This window comes from Barnesiella viscericola DSM 18177 (assembly GCF_000512915.1).
GTDB lineage: Bacteria > Bacteroidota > Bacteroidia > Bacteroidales > Barnesiellaceae > Barnesiella > Barnesiella viscericola.
Window position 1 is genome coordinate 2,215,507 of sequence record NZ_CP007034.1, and the last position, 15,453, is coordinate 2,230,959.

The following is a 15,453-nucleotide window of genomic DNA, read 5'->3' on the forward strand; positions in this document are numbered from 1 at the left end:
GCCTCGTGTACCCGTTTGGCGGTATCCCCACCCCCGAATCGCTCCGGGGGTGAGAAACGAGGCCCGTTAATTGCTTGCAAAATTACAACATAATATTAGAACGGCAAATCGTCGTCGCCACTATTTCCGCCCGTCGATGCAAATCCCGGGTTGGACGGAGTCTGGTAGCCTGCCGGTTGTGCCTGGGCTGGTGCTGCCTGTGGGGTGGAAGCCGATGCCGACTGGCTGTCGCGACGACCCAGCAGCTCCATGTTGTCGACATAAATCTCGGTTGTGTAGCGGCGAATCTTGTTCTGGTCCTCCCACGAGCGGGTGCGAATCTTCCCTTCGATGTAGAGCTGGGTACCTTTGCGCACGTATTTCTCGGCCACCTCGGCCAATCCGCGCCAGGCCACGATGTTGTGCCACTCGGTCTTGTCGGGTATCTGGACTCCGCTTTGGGTGGTGTAGCCACGCTCGGTGGTAGCCAGGGTAAAGTTGGCCACGCACACGTTGTTTTCGATATATCTCACGTCGGGGTCTTTCCCCACGTTCCCTATCAGAATAACTTTGTTTACAGACATAGTATGTTAAGTTGTTGATTGTACAATCGGAATTTCTGGATTGGGTTCTGCCGAACCATATCCTATCTTTTACAAAAATAGCCAAAAAAGATAGCCGAAACAAATGAAAGCCAAGTTTTCGGAGCCGAATGATTAAAAAAAAGACTTCCCTTGTCAAAAGGAAGTCCAAGTAAAAGAGGTCAGGAATGTGCCGTTCTTTATGGCGAAACGGCTCTTTCTGTATGGTAGAGTCCCCATTGGTGAGTACAATTATTGTTTCTTCTCTTGCCTCAATAGCTTTTAGAGGCAATTTTTTTGACGATAGTTATACTATCGCCGGTTTGTGCTGGCCTGTTGCAACAAATTGCCTAGGCACTTCATACTTTCTTTGACAAGTAACATTCCTGCCTTTATGTCCCCTCCCTCTGAATACCTTGTTCTTGAATCGTATGAAATAATATTGAAATTTATTCAAAGATAGAACGATAAAAATAATCCGGCAACCGCTCTGTCTGATGTTTTTAGGATAACCGGACCAAATTGTGGATAAGCGGTAAAAAATAGGGATTGAAAGGATTGTTTTTATAAAATAGTGAATGAGTCGGAAAAAATCGTACATTTGTTGACTGCAAAACAGACGATGCTCGGTATCATTAAGTAGGGGATTTGCTCTACTCTCGGCCATACGGTGTAGATATAGAGTAGGGTCCAAGCAGGGTATAGCCTGCGGCAATTCATTTCCTCCCAGAGCCTTGACTGTTTTATAGATAAGTTTTGAACCATGAAAATAATACAGTTGTGGCGATTGGTTGCCTTGCTTTTGTGGCTGGTCTTGATAGGAAGCGGTTGTACGTCCCGGAAATCCGAGGCAACATCGATCGATGCTATTAATCAGGAGATCGCCGATTCGTTTCGTACTCACAATCTGGATTTTGTCAAGCAGGCAATAAGCCAGGGAAAGAGGGAGGCTCGCGACAGTGATGCGTATTATAATTTTGTCGTGCAGGACATTATTCGCTATTTCTATACGGCGCAACTCGACTCGGTTCTGCTCAGTGCCGACAGCGTGATTCATTATCTGTCGGGGAAACCCTACTCGAAGCTGCGCAACGATCTGATGATAAAGTGCATGCAGGCCAAGGGGCTCTATTATACCCAATATGCCTTTCATGCCGACTCGATGCTCTTTTATCAAAAGGAGGCGTGCCGGTATGCCGAGCGGGGAGGCGATGAGAACGACCGCCTGTTGAGCTATGCCAATCTGGCCGATGCCTACAAGTTCGGGGGCGACCTCTCCATGAGTGCGATGACCTACCGGCAAGCTATCGCTTTGGCCGATTCTATTCAGGCCGATACGGCCAGCTACATTCCTCTGTATAGTGGTCTGGCGGCTACCTATACCACCCTTCGTGATTTTGGGCAAAGTAAGATCTGGTGGGACAAGTGTGACCGGTTGTGGAATCTGATGACCGTCTATGACCGGTTCAACTATCTGAACAGCCGGGGGAATGATTATTTCTATCAAAAGGATTACCGGCGGGCTTTGGAGACCTTCCTGCGTCTCGATACCTTCTTGTTGGCATACCCCGATATGGAGTGGGAGATTCATTTCTGCAAGGCCAACCTGTCGGATATTTATCTGAAACTTCACCAGCCCGAGCAGGCTCGGCCGCTCATTGCCGAGAACCTGGCCTATTTCGGAGCGAGCGGATATAACGAAATGGTCATGTCGCATCTGCATACCCAGCAGATGGAGCTGGCCTTGCAGGACGGCGACTTCGGCCAAGCCGAGGCGCTGGCTGCCCGGTATCCGTATAGAGACGATATGCGGTCGGAGCAGGGGTTGCTTCGACTCGACTTCCTGCGGCGGTTTGCCGGGGCGAAACACGATTGGAAAAAGGCTTTTGAATATGAAAAGGCCTATACCTCCCTCTCCGACTCCCTGCGCAGCGAGCGGGTGAGAATGAAAATTGCCGAGACTCGTATGCGCTACGAGCGCGATGCGACTATTCTGAACCAGAATCTGGTCATCAGTGACAAGGAGGCCGAGCTGATGCGCATTTACGCCCTGCTGGCCGGGGTGACGGCGATTGTGCTGGTGCTGATTCTCTTCAATGTGTATCGGCGCAAGCGGGTGAAGCAACGGGAGGAGCAGATGTTGCGCCGTATCGTGACCATGAAGATGGAGAATGCGCGCAACCGCATCACCCCGCACTTTATCTACAATGCCCTTAATCATGAGTTGCTGGCCCGGCAGGAGGGACGCCCTTCGTCACTGGGGGTATTGGTCGATATGCTCCGCCAGGGACAGTCGTTGGCCAGTGTGTTCTGCACGACTCTGCGCGAGGAACTGAACTTTATCGACCTGTATGTAGCGGTCGAAGGGGAATCGCTGGGCGAGAAGTTCGAGTACCGTGTGTCGGTAGCCGAGGGTATCGACCTGAATGCCGTGCGGCTGCCGTCGATGATGGTGCAGATATTTGTCGAGAATGCCATTAAACACGGGTTGAAGAAGAAACCCCTCGATGCCGAGAAGCGTCTGACCGTGCAGGTCAACCATCGCGACGGGGCCATTTACATCGAGGTTCTCAACAACGGGCCGCTGCCCGTGGTGCAGCGAGGAGGCGACAAGTCGCAAGTGGGGTTGAGGGTGGTTGCCCAGATTATACAGCTGCTCAATGCCCGCAACAAGCAACCGATGCGATTTGAGTTGGGGGGCTACCGTACTCCCGAAGGGGAGGAGGGGTGCCGCGCGCTGCTGGTTATCCCCGATGTCTATAATTTCGATATAAACGACTGATATGGAAAAGAGAATTGACACGGTCATCGTCGATGACGATAATCCGTCGATACGAGTGCTGGCCGAGCGCTTGAAGGGTTATCCCGATGTGAATCTTGTGGCGACGGCGGGCAACGGCGAGGAGGGTTGGAACACGGTCATGCGCTACAAACCCGAGTTGCTGTTTCTCGATGTAGAGTTGTCCGACACGTCGGGGTTGGAGTTCTTGTCGTCGCTCGACAAGCATATCGATTGGAACATGAAGGTGGTGTTTTACACTTCGTATGAGAAGTATCTGTTGCCGGCCTTGCGGTTACAGGCGTTTGACTTTCTGCTCAAACCGGTCAGCGACAGTGAGCTGTCGTTGATTATGAACCGCTTTCACCTGTCGCGTGAAGAGACTCTGCGGTCGGGGGGGCAACCGTTTCAGTCGAGCCCCCTGTCACAGCCGGCCCAGTCGATATTGATTACGACCATTACCAACGACAAGCTCATTGTCCGTCCCGAGAATATCGGGTTCTTCAAATACGACTCGGAGCGCAAGTTGTGGCGGGTGGTGCTGAACAGCCTGCAACATTTCATCTTGAAGCACCAGACAACGGCCGAGACAATCCTGAACTACGCTCCCGAGTTCATTCAGATTCATAAAACGTATATCATCAACATCAACTATCTTTACCTCATTTCAGAGAACAGTTGCACGTTGCTGCCGCCGTTCAACAAGGTGTCGGAGTTGAAGGTGAGCAAGATGTACAAAAAGAAATTGCTGGACAGGTTTTACGACATGTAACCCTTGCCCAGCAATAGTAGAATTTTGTTTGCTTATTCCCTTATTTCGAGGCTTTCAATCCCCGGATAACGGCTGCCGAGAATCCTGCCATCTCCATCTCGTTCAATCCCTTGATGGTGATGCCGCCGGGGGTGGTCACCCGGTCAATCTCCACTTCGGGGTGGTTGCCGGTAGCCAGCAGCAGTTCGGCTGCCCCTCTCACGGTTTGCTCGACCACCAGCTGGGCGTCCTGGGCACGGAATCCCATTTCGACACCACCCTCGATGGCAGCCCGCATGTAGCGCATGGCAAAGGCGGTACCGCATGAACAGAGGGCTGTGCCGGCCTCCATGAGGCTCTCGTCGACCAGCAGGCTCTTGCCCAGACTGTCGAGCATGGCCCGAACGCAGTCGACCTGTTCGGGGGTAGCGTTGTAGGGGGTGAAGAGGGTCATGCTTTCGCGAATGGCTATGGCCGTGTTGGGCATCACCCGGAAGATGGCCGGAATGGCATCGCCCGAGGTGAAGAGCGCAGCCAGCCGTTCGATGGTGGCGCCGGCAACGACCGATACAATCATCTGCCGGGGCAGGTCGAGCCCGTTGCGAATGTCGATGGCCACACTGTCGAGCACCCAGGGCTTCACGGCCAGAATGATGATGTCGGCATCTTGAATGGCCGCCTTGTTGTCGGTTGTGGTGTGAATCTGCGGGTTGTACGTTTTGAGCAGATCCAGTTTCTCCTGGCCCCGGTTGCTCACCGTAATATCGGCCGGGGTTAAAAAATCGCTTTTTGCCAGACCGCGGGCTATGGCACCGCCCATATTTCCGCCGCCTATGATTGTTATTTTCATGAGAGTATGGTTTTAAGTTTGCCGATAAAACAATCGGCTTGTTCTTGCGATAACGACAGGGGGGGCAACAGGCGGATTACGTGGGTGCCCGAGGCCCCGGTAAATACGTGCTGTTCGAACAGCAACCGGTTGCGCAGCTCCTTGACGGGCTGGTCAAATTCGAGGCCTATCATCAACCCTTTGCCCCGCACCTCCTTGATTTGAGGTATCTCGCGGAGTCGGTCGATGAGGTATTGGCCTACGCGGGCGGCATTGTCGACCAAATGCTCGTCGCGCATGACGTCGAGCACGGCGCAGGCTGCGGCACAGGCCAGGTGGTTGCCGCCGAAGGTGGTCCCCAGCATGCCGTAGACCGGGGTGAACTGGGGGCTGATGAGGACGCCGCCGATGGGAAATCCGTTACCCATTCCCTTGGCTACGGTGATGAGGTCGGGGCGTATGCCGGCATATTGGTGGGCAAAGAACTTGCCCGTGCGGCCGTAGCCCGACTGTACCTCGTCGAGTATGAGTACGACGTGGTGACGGCTGCATGCCTCGCGCAACTCTTGCAGGAATTGCACTTCGGGTATCTGGATACCGCCCACACCCTGTATCCCCTCGATGATGACGGCGCAGACGTCGCCGCCGGCCATCTCCTGCTCTACCCGGGCCATGTCGTTGAGGGGGAGGAAGGCCACCTCGAAGGTGTCGTTGATGGGGGCGACGATACGGGGGTTGTCGGTCACCTTCACCGCGGCCGAGGTACGGCCGTGAAACGAGTGGGCAAAGGCGATGACTTTCTTCTTCCCGGTGTGGAACGAGGCCAGTTTCAAGGCATTTTCATTGGCCTCGGCCCCCGAGTTGATAAGGAAGAGCGAGTAGTCGTCATAGCCCGACAGTGCGCCTAGTTTGTCGGCCAGCTGCTGTTGCAGGCTGTTGACCACCGAGTTGGAGTAGAAGACGAGTTTTTTAGCCTGTTCGGTAATTCGGTTCACGTAGTAGGGGTGCGAATGGCCGATGGAGATGACGGCGTGGCCGCCGTACAGGTCGAGGTATTCGGTCCCGTGGGAGTCGTAGGTGTAGCACCCTTTTCCCGATACGATTTCCAAATCGAACAGCGGATATACATCGAATAGTTTCATAACGTTTCAGCAATTAAAAAGCCGAGGCCTTCAAATGCAACCCCACCCGTTCGTGCAGGCCGAACAGGAGGTTCATGTTGTGTACGGCTTGTCCCGAGGCACCTTTCAGCAGGTTGTCGATAACCGACACGATGAGCAGTTTGCCCTCGTGCTTTTCGAGATACAGGAGGCATTTGTTGGTGTTGACTACCTGTTTCAGGTCGGGCATCCGGTCGGTGAGAAAGGTGAAGTTGTGATCCTCGTAGTAGTTGTTGTACAACTCTTTGAGCAGCTCGAGCTCGACGGGACAGTCGAGGTAGAGCGTGGCAAAGATGCCCCGCGAGAAGTTCCCCCTGACGGGAATGAAGTTGATGGGGGCTGCGAAACTGGTTTGCAGTTTCGAGAGACTTTGCCGTATCTCGGCCAGATGCTGGTGGTTGAAAGGCTTGTAGATGGAGATGTTGTCGTTGCGCCAGCTGAAATGGCTGGTGGGCGACGGTTTCTGCCCCGCACCGGTCGATCCGGTGATGGCATGCACGTGAATCTCGCTGTTGAGCAGGAGGTTCTTGGCCAGAGGGAGCAGCGCCAGCTGAATGGCGGTTGCGAAACAACCGGGGTTGGCCACCCGCTTGGAGCGAATGATATACTTCCGGTTCAGCTCGGGCAGCCCGTAGATAAAGTCGTTGTCGGTGGCGTCGAGCCGATAGTCGGCCGAGAGGTCGATGATGCGCAACTCGTCGGGCAGCGCGTGAGTCTCCATGAACTTGCGGGTGTCGCCGTGTGCCGTACAGAAGAAAAGCAGGTCGATGGCGTCGAAGGGCAGTTCGCGGGTAAATACCAGGTCGGTCTCGCCGAACAGGCCCGTGTGCACGTCGGTTACCCGGTTGCCGGCATTGCTCTCGCTGTGGACGAAGACAATCTCGACATCGGGGTGGTTGATCAACAATCTTATCAGCTCTCCGGCGGTGTATCCGGCGCCTCCTATAATACCTACTTTAATCATAAATCATCGTAAAGGGTTAGTAATTTGATTTCGGACTCTAAGCTACGATTTATTTTTTGTTTTTATTTTGTACGGCATAGAAAATTTTCATCTGGTTCCCCAAAATTTTGGTGAAGCCCTTTACGTCGTCGGCACTCCAAGCCTTGTTCACCTCGCCGTATTCGCCAAAATCCGATTTCATCAGGTCGTAGTCGCTCTCGACGCCTACCAGTACATAGCGATAGGGGTGCAGCTCGACGATGACCCGGCCGGTGACGTTCTTCTGCGAGCTGTCGAGGAAGACCTCGATGTCGCGCATGACCGGTTCGAGGTACTGGGCCTCGTGCAGGAACATGCCGTACCAGGTGCCCACCTGGTCTTTCCAGTATTGCTGCCACTTGGTGAGGGTGTGTTTCTCGAGCATCTTGTGGGCGGCGATGATGAGCATGGGGGCGGCAGCCTCGAATCCCACGCGGCCCTTGATGCCGATGATGGTGTCGCCTATGTGCATGTCGCGTCCGATGGCATAGGGCGATGCGATGGCTTCGAGTGCCTGTATGGCCGCCACCTTGTCGTCGTAGGCCTTGCCGTCAATGCCGGCAATTTCGCCTTTTACGAAGTCGAGCGTGATGGTGCGGCTACCGGTGGCCGTCATCTGCGAGGGGTAGGCCTCCTCGGGCAGGGTCTGGTTGCTTTTGAGGGTCTCCTTCCCGCCGATGCTGGTACCCCACAGCCCTTTGTTGATGGAGTATTCCATCTTCTTGAAGTCGGCCGTGTAGCCATGCTTTTTGAGGTATTCGATTTCGTATTCGCGGGTGAGGGTCATGTCGCGGGTAGGGGTGAGGATACCAATCTCGGGCGCCAGAATCTGGAAGGTGAGGTCGAACCGCACCTGGTCGTTGCCCGCCCCGGTACTGCCGTGAGCCACATAGTCGGCCCCGATTTCCTTGGCGTAGTTGATGATGGCGATGGCCTGGAAGATGCGTTCGGAACTGACCGAGATGGGATAGGTACCGTTGCGCAGGATATTGCCGAATACCATGTATTTGATACTCTTTCGGTAATACTCCTGGGTGATGTCGAGGGTAGCGTGTTTGACGGCACCCAGCCGGTAGGCTCGCTCTTCGATCGATTTCAACTCTTCGGGACCGAAACCGCCGGTGTTGGCGATGGCGGTATAGACGTCGTACCCGCAATCTTCCGACAGGTATTTCACGCAAAAGGAGGTGTCGAGACCTCCGCTAAAAGCCAATACTACTTTCTTTTTAGCCATGGTGTGCAGTTATTTTTGAGGTTGGTTGTCGTTGTTTTCGTGTTCGTGGGGGTCGTAGAGCATGCCGGTGCAGAGGCACATGCGGCGGTTGTTGCGTTGCAGAATGTCAAAGTTGACGCAACTCTCGCACCCTTTCCAAAAGGCCGGGTCGTCGGTGAGCGAGGCGAATGCCACGGGCCGGTAGCCCAGCTCGTTGTTGATTTTCATCACGGCTTCGCCCGTGGTGAGTCCGAAGATTTTGGCCTCGGGGAACCGCTCTCGCGACAGCTCGAAGGCTTTGCGTTTGATGCGTTTGGCCAGGCCGTGTCCGCGGTAGGTGTCGACCACGATGAGACCCGAGTTGGCTACGAATTGCTTGTTGCTCCAACTCTCGATGTAGCAGAAGCCGGCAAACCGGTCGCCGTCGAGGGCGATGATGGCTTTGCGCTCGAGCATCTTTTGTTTGACATATTCGGGAGACCGTTTGGCAATACCGGTTCCTCTTATCTTGGCGGCTTTCTCGATGGTGTCGAGAATGGTGTCGACGTATTTGATATGGCTTTCGTCGGCTACAATGACTTTGATTTCTTCCATAATGGGTGTGACCTCTTCTCCTTAAAAGAGGGCTTTATAACGTCGTGTAAATAACAGATTATTATTACTTATATAAATCGGGCATGAAGGGCGAGAGGGCCAGCATGGCCTGTTGGTGGTTGATGTTCTCTTCGAGAATCACCAGCACGGTGTCGTCGCCGGCAATGGTGCCGAGCACTTCGGGCGGTGTGTTGCTGTCGATGTCGTAGGCCAGGCTGCCGGCATATCCCGGGCGGGTCTTGATGACGGCCAGGTTGCCCGAGAAGTTGATGGAGATGAAACTCCCCGATGCGGGTCGTTCGGGGTTGTCGGCAATCTTCTCCTGCATCAGTTTGCCTACGCTGCCTATTTCGGGCATGATGTAGACGTAGGAGCCGTCGCTGCCGGGCACCTTGGCGATGCGCAACTGTTTCAAGTCGCGCGAAAGGGTGGCCTGGGTCAGGTCGAATCCCGACTCATGCAGTCGTTTCAGTATCTCGTCCTGGCTCTTTACTCGCGAGTGGATAATGATTTCTCGGATAGCTTGTAGGCGAGCAGATTTATTTTTCATATTCCGGAGCTTTTAAGGTTGAATAATTATTCGGCAAATATAGGTAAAAAATCGTATAATGGAATAATATTTGCATATTTTTTTACAATGAAGCTGAAAATTTAAACTTCGATTGCATAGCTATGCAGTTGTATAAAATAGAAAAGGAGGATGCGGTACCCTCCTTTTTGTGATAGGAAATAGTTGTTCGTGTTCTTTTTTACAGTCCCAGTATCGAACTCAACCTGGGCAGCGTGTTCACCGCCGAGCAGTCGGTCGAGCAGGGTACAATCGTGACGTAGCCGCGGTCGAGCCAGTATTCGTCGGTATCGTCGGCATCGGGCTCGTTGTTCTTGAAGGTGCCGGTGAGCCAATAGTATTCGCGGCCGTGAGGGTCGACCCGGCAGTCATACTCCTCGGTCCAGTAGCCCTGGGCGGCCCGGCACATCTTTACCCCGTTGAGTTGCGGGGTCTTGGGAATGTTGACGTTGAGCCCGATACCCTGGGGCCAGTCGGTGGAGGCCAACGCCTTGCGGCAGATATCGACTACCAGGTCGCGGCAGGGGTTGAAGTCGGCGTCGGGCTGGTGGTTGCAGAGCGAGAACCCGATGGAGGGAATGTGCAGCAGCGCCCCCTCGAAGACGGCACCCATCGTGCCCGAATAGATGACGCTCACCCCCGAATTGGAGCCGTGGTTGATGCCCGAGACAATGAGGTCGGGGTGACGGTCGAAGAGGATATTCATCGACAACTTGATGCAGTCGACCGGGGTGCCGTTGGTGCGAATCAGGCAGAAGCCCTCCTGCTCGTCGAGTACCTTCATGCGCAGGGGTGTGGTGACCGTAATGGCCGAACTCTGCCCCGAGCGGGGGCCGTCGGGAGCCACGACAACGATGTCGCCCAGCGGTTTCAGAAACTCGGCTACCTGTTGCAGCCCTTTGGCTTGAACGCCATCGTCGTTGGTGATGAGGATAAGCGGTCGGTGGGAATGTGTTATTTTTTTCATATCGTGGAAACCAAATTTTGACACATGCAAAAGTAATGAATAAAAGCCTTAATCTTTTATATTTTAACGGATAATATGGAGTCCTAAAATAGATAAAAGAGGCGGGGCGGTTGGGCGGTTTTTTCTGAAAAAAAGTGTATCTTTACGCAGAAAAACAGCGAAGTGGCTCATGTGTTTATCAACAAAAGGGGCCACTTATCAACAATTACTCTATTTTCGAGTTGCCGGGACAGTGGAATATGAATTAAAAAATATTCCTTTGTGAAGAGAAAAAATAACAGTATGGGTAAAATTATCGCTATCGCCAATCAAAAAGGAGGAGTCGGGAAGACAACGACTTCAATCAATCTGGCTACCTCGCTGGCTGTTTTGGAAAAGAAAGTTTTGCTCCTCGATGCCGACCCTCAGGCCAATGCATCGTCGGGGTTGGGCATAGACCCGCAGCAGGTAAAATCGTCGATTTACGAGTGCCTGGTCGGGCAGTCGTCGATTAAGGAATCGGTGGTGAGTACCTGTGTCGACGGGCTCAGTCTGGTAGCTTCGCACATCGACCTGGTAGGAGCCGAACTGGAACTGATGAATATGAAAAACCGGGAGCGGGTGTTGGCGCAGGCCTTGGACAAGGTGCGCGACGACTATGATTACATCTTGATCGACTGCTCGCCCTCGTTGGGGCTGATTACGGTCAATGCCCTCACCGCGGCCGATTCGGTGATTATCCCGGTACAGGCCGAATATTTCGCCCTGGAAGGAATCAGCAAGTTGTTGAATACGATTAAGATTATCAAGTCGAAACTGAATCCGAAGCTCGAAATCGAAGGTTTCCTGCTGACGATGTACGATTCGCGTTTGAGACTGGCCAACCAGATTTACGAAGAGCTGAAAAGCCATTTCGGCAGTCTGGTCTTCAATACGGTAATCCAGCGGAATATCCGTTTGAGCGAGGCCCCCAGCCACGGGTTGCCCGCCCTGCTCTACGACTGCGAGTCGCGGGGCAGCGTCAACCACATGGAGCTGGCCAAGGAGTTGATTACGAAGAACCGTTAAGCGGCAAAAAAGAAAAAAGGAGAAGAAAGATATGTCAGCACCTAAAAGAAGTGCATTGGGTAGAGGTCTGGACGCCCTGATTTCGATGGACGACATCGTGACCAGCGGAACCTCCTCGATCCATGAAATCGAACTGTCGAAGATTGTTCCCAATCCCGACCAGCCCCGTCGCGAGTTCGACCAGGAGGCTTTGGAAGAGTTGGCCGCTTCGATTCACGAACTGGGCATCATTCAGCCCGTTTCGCTCCGGCAGTTGGCCGGTGGCGATTACCAGATTATCGCCGGTGAACGCCGTTACCGGGCTGCCCAGATGGCCGGTCTCGAAACGATTCCCGCCTATGTGCGCACGGCCGAAGACGAGACCCTCATGGAGATGGCTCTCATCGAGAACATTCAGCGGGAAGACCTGAACGCCATAGAGATTGCCCTCGCTTTTCAGAAACTCATCGAGCTCTACCAGCTCACCCAGGAGAAGCTGAGCGAGCGGGTGGGCAAGAAACGGACGACCATCGCCAACTACCTGCGGTTGCTGAAACTCCCGGCCGAGGTGCAGATAGGCTTGCGCGACAAGCGCATCGACATGGGCCATGCCCGGGCGTTGCTGTCGGTGGCCGACCCCGCCTTGCAACTCGAACTCTACGAGCGCATACTCTCCGACGGGTTGAGCGTGCGCAACGTCGAGGAGTTGGCCAAGACCCTGGCGGCCGGTGGCGAACGGGCTCGCAAGAAGGCGCAGAAGAAGGTGATGATGCGGCAGGAGTACAACGTGCTCAAATCGCACCTCTCCGATTTCTTCCAGGCCAAAGTGCAGTTCAGCTGCGACGAGAAAGGAAAAGGGAAAATATCAATCCCGTTCAAGAACGAGGAGGATTTGGAACGAATTATCGGTTTGTTCGATAAATTGAAATAGGGTTTTGAGACTATCGGGTAACATGGGCTGGAAGAGAGCCTCGGTGCTGGTGTGGATAATCGGGTGGTGGACCTTGTTGTCGTGGGGCGCGGTGTCCGAACCGTCGCGTCCCGTAGCTCAGGAAGAGAGGCCGCTGGTGGCGGACTCTGTGTGGAGCGGAGCAGGGGCGGTCGCACCCGATTCGGTGTCGGTGGCCGCCGGCGACAGCGTGGCTGCGCTGGGGCAAGACTCGGTGCCGCTGATGATTACCGACTCGCTGGGCTCGTTGATGCCGGGCGATTCGATAGCTACCCGTACCGAGACGCGTAAGCGGTGGCGCCCCTCGTCGTTCAACCCCGACCCCATGCGGGCCGTGTGGCTGTCGGCCCTCTTCCCGGGACTGGGGCAGATTTACAACCGGCGCTACTGGAAACTGCCTATTGTCGTGGGCGGTTATGTAGGACTCTTCTACGCCACCACGTGGAACAGCAACATGTTGGCCGATTACCAGCGGGCCTACCTCGACATCATGGACAGTGACCCCACGACCAACAGCTACATGGATTTCTTCTCCTCGGCCTACAAGGAAGAGGATATAGATAAGGATTGGCTCACCAGCGTATTGAAGCAACGCAAGGACTATTACCGGCAGTATCGCGACCTGTGTATCATCTGCATGATTGGGCTCTATGCCGTGTGCATGATCGATGCCTATGTCGATGCCCAGTTGTATCATTTCGACATCAGCCCCGATCTGTCTATGCAGTGGCAGCCGGCGATTATCCCCACGGGGCGTTCGGCCTTGCCGGCGGTGGGGTTGCAGTGTGCGATTACGTTTTAATGAATAATGAAGGAAAGTAGTAGATGAAGAAGAGGATATGGTTTATTTTGGCGGGATTGGGATTCTCGCTGGGTAGCTTTGCCCAAGATGCGGAGCTTGATGAAGAGTTGTATGTCGAGTCGGATACGGCCGAGGTCGTGATGCCCGATTCGTTGGAGCTGGCCTTGACCGACTCCATCGACAGTTCGGTGGTCTATCCCGAGAGCATGGAAGCCGGCTTGAATACGTTGCTTACCAACTGGTACATGCAGCAGTATGCCGTGGTCGACGACTCCTGTTTGGAGACCAGTGTGAATATCGACTACCCCGACTCGGTCTACATGCGCAAGCTGGCCCAACTGCCCACCGTCATCGAGATGCCCTACAACAGTGTGGTGCGGCGCTATATCGACATGTATGTGCAGAAGCGTCGGGCACTTGTCGAAAACCTGTTGGGATTGGGTACCTACTACATGCCTATCTTCGAGGAGGCTCTCGAACGCGAGGGGCTCCCGCTCGAACTCAAATACCTGCCCATCATCGAGTCGGCCCTGCGCCCCGATGCCACCTCGCGGGCCGGAGCTGCCGGATTGTGGCAATTCATGGTCCGCACCGGCAAGAGCATGGGGTTGGAGGTCAACAGCCTGGTCGACGAGCGCCGCGACCCCATCAAGTCGTCGGCCATGGCCGCCCGCTACCTCAAAGACCTCTACGCCATCTATCACGATTGGGCACTGGCCATTGCCTCGTACAATTGCGGTCCCGGTAATGTGAGCAAGGCAATCCGTCGCTCGGGCGGCAAGACCGACTATTGGGAAATCTATCCCTATCTGCCTCGCGAGACGCGAGGATATGTGCCGGCCTTCATCGCCGTCAACTATGTGATGAACTATTACAGCGACCATAACATCTGCCCCGTGCTCACACGCCGTCCGCTCCTCACCGACACGGTACAGGTAAACCGCCGGTTGCATCTGAAACAGGTGGCCGACGTGTTGCAGATTCCGCTGGAAGAGATTCGCAGTCTCAATCCTCAATACCGTCGCGACATTATCCCCGGTAACGCTTCGCGTCCCTATGCCCTCATCTTGCCCTCGCAGCAGGTCTATGCCTATATCGAGGCGCAGGACGATATTTTCGCCCACGATGCCGAACTTTATGCCCAGCGTCTCACGGTCGAGCCGGCCGGTATAGCGCCGGGTACGATGGTGTATCACAAGGTGCGCAAGGGCGAGACCCTCTCGAAGATTGCCCGCAAGTATGGGGTTTCGGTGAGCAAGTTGCGGGCCTGGAACAATCTGGGCAAGAGTTCTTATCTGCGCATCGGGCAACGTCTGGCGGTGAGCAGCAAGGGAGCCGTGAAGAAGAGCAGCGGTACGACGGTGGCCGCCTCGTCCAAGAGCAAGGCCAAGGCTTCGTCGTCATCGTCGAAATATCATACGGTGCGCAAGGGCGAGAGCCTGTGGACCATCTCCCAAAAATACAAAGGCGTTTCGGCCGAGGACATTCGGCGGGAAAACAATTTGAAAGGCAATTCCATTCGGCCGGGTCAACGGTTGAAGATACCCGCTGCCTGAGTCATTCCGACAGATTATCCTCTTCAAAAGGTAGATCGTTGTCAACATCTTCGAGGTTGATGATGGCGTCGAGCAGTACGCTCTGGTCGATTTGGGCAAAATAGATGCGGCGGGCTCCCATGTATCGCAAGGCATAATAGGGCGAGGTGCTCCAATCCTCGCGTATCCCCTGTGAGGTCGAGGCGTGTATGAACTTGAACCGGCCGTCGGGATAGACCTCGGTCACGAGTCCCACATGCCCCACGGTGGAGCGGCGGCTGTTGCGACCCTTGAAAAAGACCAGGTCGCCCCGGCGTATCTTCTCGTCTTTCACCGAGATGCCTTGCAGATATTGCGATGCCGAGCTGGCGTTGAGCTCGCAGGAAAAGTGGTTGAATACATATTGCATGAATCCCGAGCAATCGAAACGGTTGGGCCCTTTCCCTCCCCGACGGTAGGGGGTGCCGGTATATTTTCGGGCAAAGACGATGAGGCTGTCGATTTGTTTGTCGACAAAGGTTTGGGACAGCGGGAGCGTCGAGAACCGTTCTACCGAGTCGGTATCGACAGTTGCTGCGGCTGTCTGGCGGGGAACGGGTTTCGTACTTCTCTTCTTCGCGGCGCTGGCCGATAGCGTGCAAGCCCCTATCAGGAGCACAAGCCAGGTATATCTGCAAATGGTAATCAAGTTCCTTTTCATCATCTTTCTTGTTATCGTGTGCGAGTCGACCGGCGGTA

General features: G+C 54.4%; 15 protein-coding genes. 6 read left to right on the forward strand and 9 right to left on the reverse strand.

Annotated elements, in window-relative coordinates; genetic code table 11:
• Positions 1 to 95 precede the first annotated feature (95 nt).
• Positions 96 to 563 (reverse strand): single-stranded DNA-binding protein, encoded by a 468-nt coding sequence (locus BARVI_RS09085; RefSeq protein ID WP_025278937.1) that lies wholly within the window; start codon positions 561 to 563, stop codon positions 96 to 98.
• Positions 564 to 1,323: 760 nt separating this feature from the next.
• Here BARVI_RS09085 and BARVI_RS09090 point away from each other — a divergent pair.
• Both BARVI_RS09090 and BARVI_RS09095 read left to right on the forward strand, forming a co-directional pair.
• Positions 1,324 to 3,342, forward strand: coding sequence for a histidine kinase (locus tag BARVI_RS09090; RefSeq protein ID WP_025278938.1), 2,019 nt, complete (start codon positions 1,324 to 1,326; stop codon positions 3,340 to 3,342).
• 1 nt (position 3,343) lies between these two features.
• Positions 3,344 to 4,111, forward strand: coding sequence for a LytR/AlgR family response regulator transcription factor (locus tag BARVI_RS09095; RefSeq protein ID WP_025278939.1), 768 nt, complete (start codon positions 3,344 to 3,346; stop codon positions 4,109 to 4,111).
• Between the two features lie 40 nt (positions 4,112 to 4,151).
• Here BARVI_RS09095 and proC read toward each other — a convergent pair whose 3' ends face one another.
• The 7 genes from proC to surE all read right to left on the reverse strand — a co-directional run bounded on the left by proC (position 4,152) and on the right by surE (position 10,403).
• On the reverse strand, positions 4,152 to 4,940 hold the full coding sequence (gene proC, locus BARVI_RS09100; RefSeq protein WP_025278940.1) for a pyrroline-5-carboxylate reductase: 789 nt from the start codon (positions 4,938 to 4,940) through the stop codon (positions 4,152 to 4,154).
• Positions 4,937 to 6,061 (reverse strand): aspartate aminotransferase family protein, encoded by a 1,125-nt coding sequence (locus BARVI_RS09105; RefSeq protein WP_025278941.1) that lies wholly within the window; start codon positions 6,059 to 6,061, stop codon positions 4,937 to 4,939. Before BARVI_RS09105 ends, proC begins: the two co-directional genes overlap by 4 nt.
• 13 nt (positions 6,062 to 6,074) lie before the next feature.
• Positions 6,075 to 7,043, reverse strand: a complete 969-nt coding sequence (argC, locus tag BARVI_RS09110; protein ID WP_025278942.1) for an N-acetyl-gamma-glutamyl-phosphate reductase — start codon at positions 7,041 to 7,043, stop codon at positions 6,075 to 6,077.
• Between the two features lie 49 nt (positions 7,044 to 7,092).
• Positions 7,093 to 8,295 (reverse strand): argininosuccinate synthase, encoded by a 1,203-nt coding sequence (locus tag BARVI_RS09115; protein WP_025278943.1) that lies wholly within the window; start codon positions 8,293 to 8,295, stop codon positions 7,093 to 7,095.
• Between the two features lie 9 nt (positions 8,296 to 8,304).
• Positions 8,305 to 8,868 carry a GNAT family N-acetyltransferase gene (locus BARVI_RS09120; RefSeq protein WP_025278944.1) on the reverse strand — a complete coding sequence of 188 codons (564 nt, stop codon included), beginning with the start codon at positions 8,866 to 8,868 and terminating at the stop codon, positions 8,305 to 8,307.
• A gap of 64 nt (positions 8,869 to 8,932) precedes the next feature.
• Entirely contained in the window at positions 8,933 to 9,418 is a 486-nt protein-coding gene (locus BARVI_RS09125; protein WP_025278945.1) for an arginine repressor, read from the reverse strand.
• A gap of 199 nt (positions 9,419 to 9,617) precedes the next feature.
• Positions 9,618 to 10,403, reverse strand: a complete 786-nt coding sequence (gene surE / locus BARVI_RS09130) for a 5'/3'-nucleotidase SurE (protein WP_025278946.1) — start codon at positions 10,401 to 10,403, stop codon at positions 9,618 to 9,620.
• A gap of 282 nt (positions 10,404 to 10,685) precedes the next feature.
• Here surE and BARVI_RS09135 point away from each other — a divergent pair, with 282 nt between their 5' ends.
• The 4 genes from BARVI_RS09135 to BARVI_RS09150 are packed head-to-tail and all read left to right on the forward strand — an operon-like array spanning position 10,686 to position 14,736.
• On the forward strand, positions 10,686 to 11,450 hold the full coding sequence (locus tag BARVI_RS09135) for a ParA family protein (RefSeq protein WP_025278947.1): 765 nt from the start codon (positions 10,686 to 10,688) through the stop codon (positions 11,448 to 11,450).
• A gap of 31 nt (positions 11,451 to 11,481) precedes the next feature.
• The gene (locus tag BARVI_RS09140) at positions 11,482 to 12,360 is read left to right on the forward strand and encodes a ParB/RepB/Spo0J family partition protein (RefSeq protein ID WP_025278948.1); all 879 of its coding nucleotides are present in this window, start codon (positions 11,482 to 11,484) and stop codon (positions 12,358 to 12,360) included.
• Between the two features lie 22 nt (positions 12,361 to 12,382).
• The gene (locus tag BARVI_RS09145; RefSeq protein ID WP_025278949.1) at positions 12,383 to 13,180 is read left to right on the forward strand and encodes a DUF5683 domain-containing protein; all 798 of its coding nucleotides are present in this window, start codon (positions 12,383 to 12,385) and stop codon (positions 13,178 to 13,180) included.
• 23 nt (positions 13,181 to 13,203) lie between these two features.
• The gene (locus tag BARVI_RS09150; RefSeq protein WP_025278950.1) at positions 13,204 to 14,736 is read left to right on the forward strand and encodes a lytic transglycosylase domain-containing protein; all 1,533 of its coding nucleotides are present in this window, start codon (positions 13,204 to 13,206) and stop codon (positions 14,734 to 14,736) included.
• Between the two features lies 1 nt (position 14,737).
• On the opposite strand, the gene BARVI_RS13025 is transcribed toward BARVI_RS09150, so the two are convergent.
• Entirely contained in the window at positions 14,738 to 15,418 is a 681-nt protein-coding gene (locus tag BARVI_RS13025) for a C40 family peptidase (RefSeq protein ID WP_084547033.1), read from the reverse strand.
• Positions 15,419 to 15,453 lie beyond the last annotated feature (35 nt).

Bases quoted from the DNA above. Each gene is read 5' to 3' on its own strand.
- BARVI_RS09145 (WP_025278949.1), top strand. From the start codon at position 12,383: ATGGGCTGGAAGAGAGCCTCGGTGCTGGTGTGGATAATCGGGTGGTGG.
- BARVI_RS09090 (WP_025278938.1), top strand. From the start codon at position 1,324: ATGAAAATAATACAGTTGTGGCGATTGGTTGCCTTGCTTTTGTGGCTG.
- BARVI_RS09095 (WP_025278939.1), top strand. From the start codon at position 3,344: ATGGAAAAGAGAATTGACACGGTCATCGTCGATGACGATAATCCGTCG.
- BARVI_RS13025 (WP_084547033.1), bottom strand. From the start codon at position 15,418: ATGATGAAAAGGAACTTGATTACCATTTGCAGATATACCTGGCTTGTG.
- surE (WP_025278946.1), bottom strand. From the start codon at position 10,403: ATGAAAAAAATAACACATTCCCACCGACCGCTTATCCTCATCACCAAC.
- BARVI_RS09105 (WP_025278941.1), bottom strand. From the start codon at position 6,061: ATGAAACTATTCGATGTATATCCGCTGTTCGATTTGGAAATCGTATCG.
- argC (WP_025278942.1), bottom strand. From the start codon at position 7,043: ATGATTAAAGTAGGTATTATAGGAGGCGCCGGATACACCGCCGGAGAG.
- proC (WP_025278940.1), bottom strand. From the start codon at position 4,940: ATGAAAATAACAATCATAGGCGGCGGAAATATGGGCGGTGCCATAGCC.
- BARVI_RS09135 (WP_025278947.1), top strand. From the start codon at position 10,686: ATGGGTAAAATTATCGCTATCGCCAATCAAAAAGGAGGAGTCGGGAAG.
- BARVI_RS09115 (WP_025278943.1), bottom strand. From the start codon at position 8,295: ATGGCTAAAAAGAAAGTAGTATTGGCTTTTAGCGGAGGTCTCGACACC.
- BARVI_RS09125 (WP_025278945.1), bottom strand. From the start codon at position 9,418: ATGAAAAATAAATCTGCTCGCCTACAAGCTATCCGAGAAATCATTATC.
- BARVI_RS09150 (WP_025278950.1), top strand. From the start codon at position 13,204: ATGAAGAAGAGGATATGGTTTATTTTGGCGGGATTGGGATTCTCGCTG.
- BARVI_RS09085 (WP_025278937.1), bottom strand. From the start codon at position 563: ATGTCTGTAAACAAAGTTATTCTGATAGGGAACGTGGGGAAAGACCCC.
- BARVI_RS09120 (WP_025278944.1), bottom strand. From the start codon at position 8,868: ATGGAAGAAATCAAAGTCATTGTAGCCGACGAAAGCCATATCAAATAC.
- BARVI_RS09140 (WP_025278948.1), top strand. From the start codon at position 11,482: ATGTCAGCACCTAAAAGAAGTGCATTGGGTAGAGGTCTGGACGCCCTG.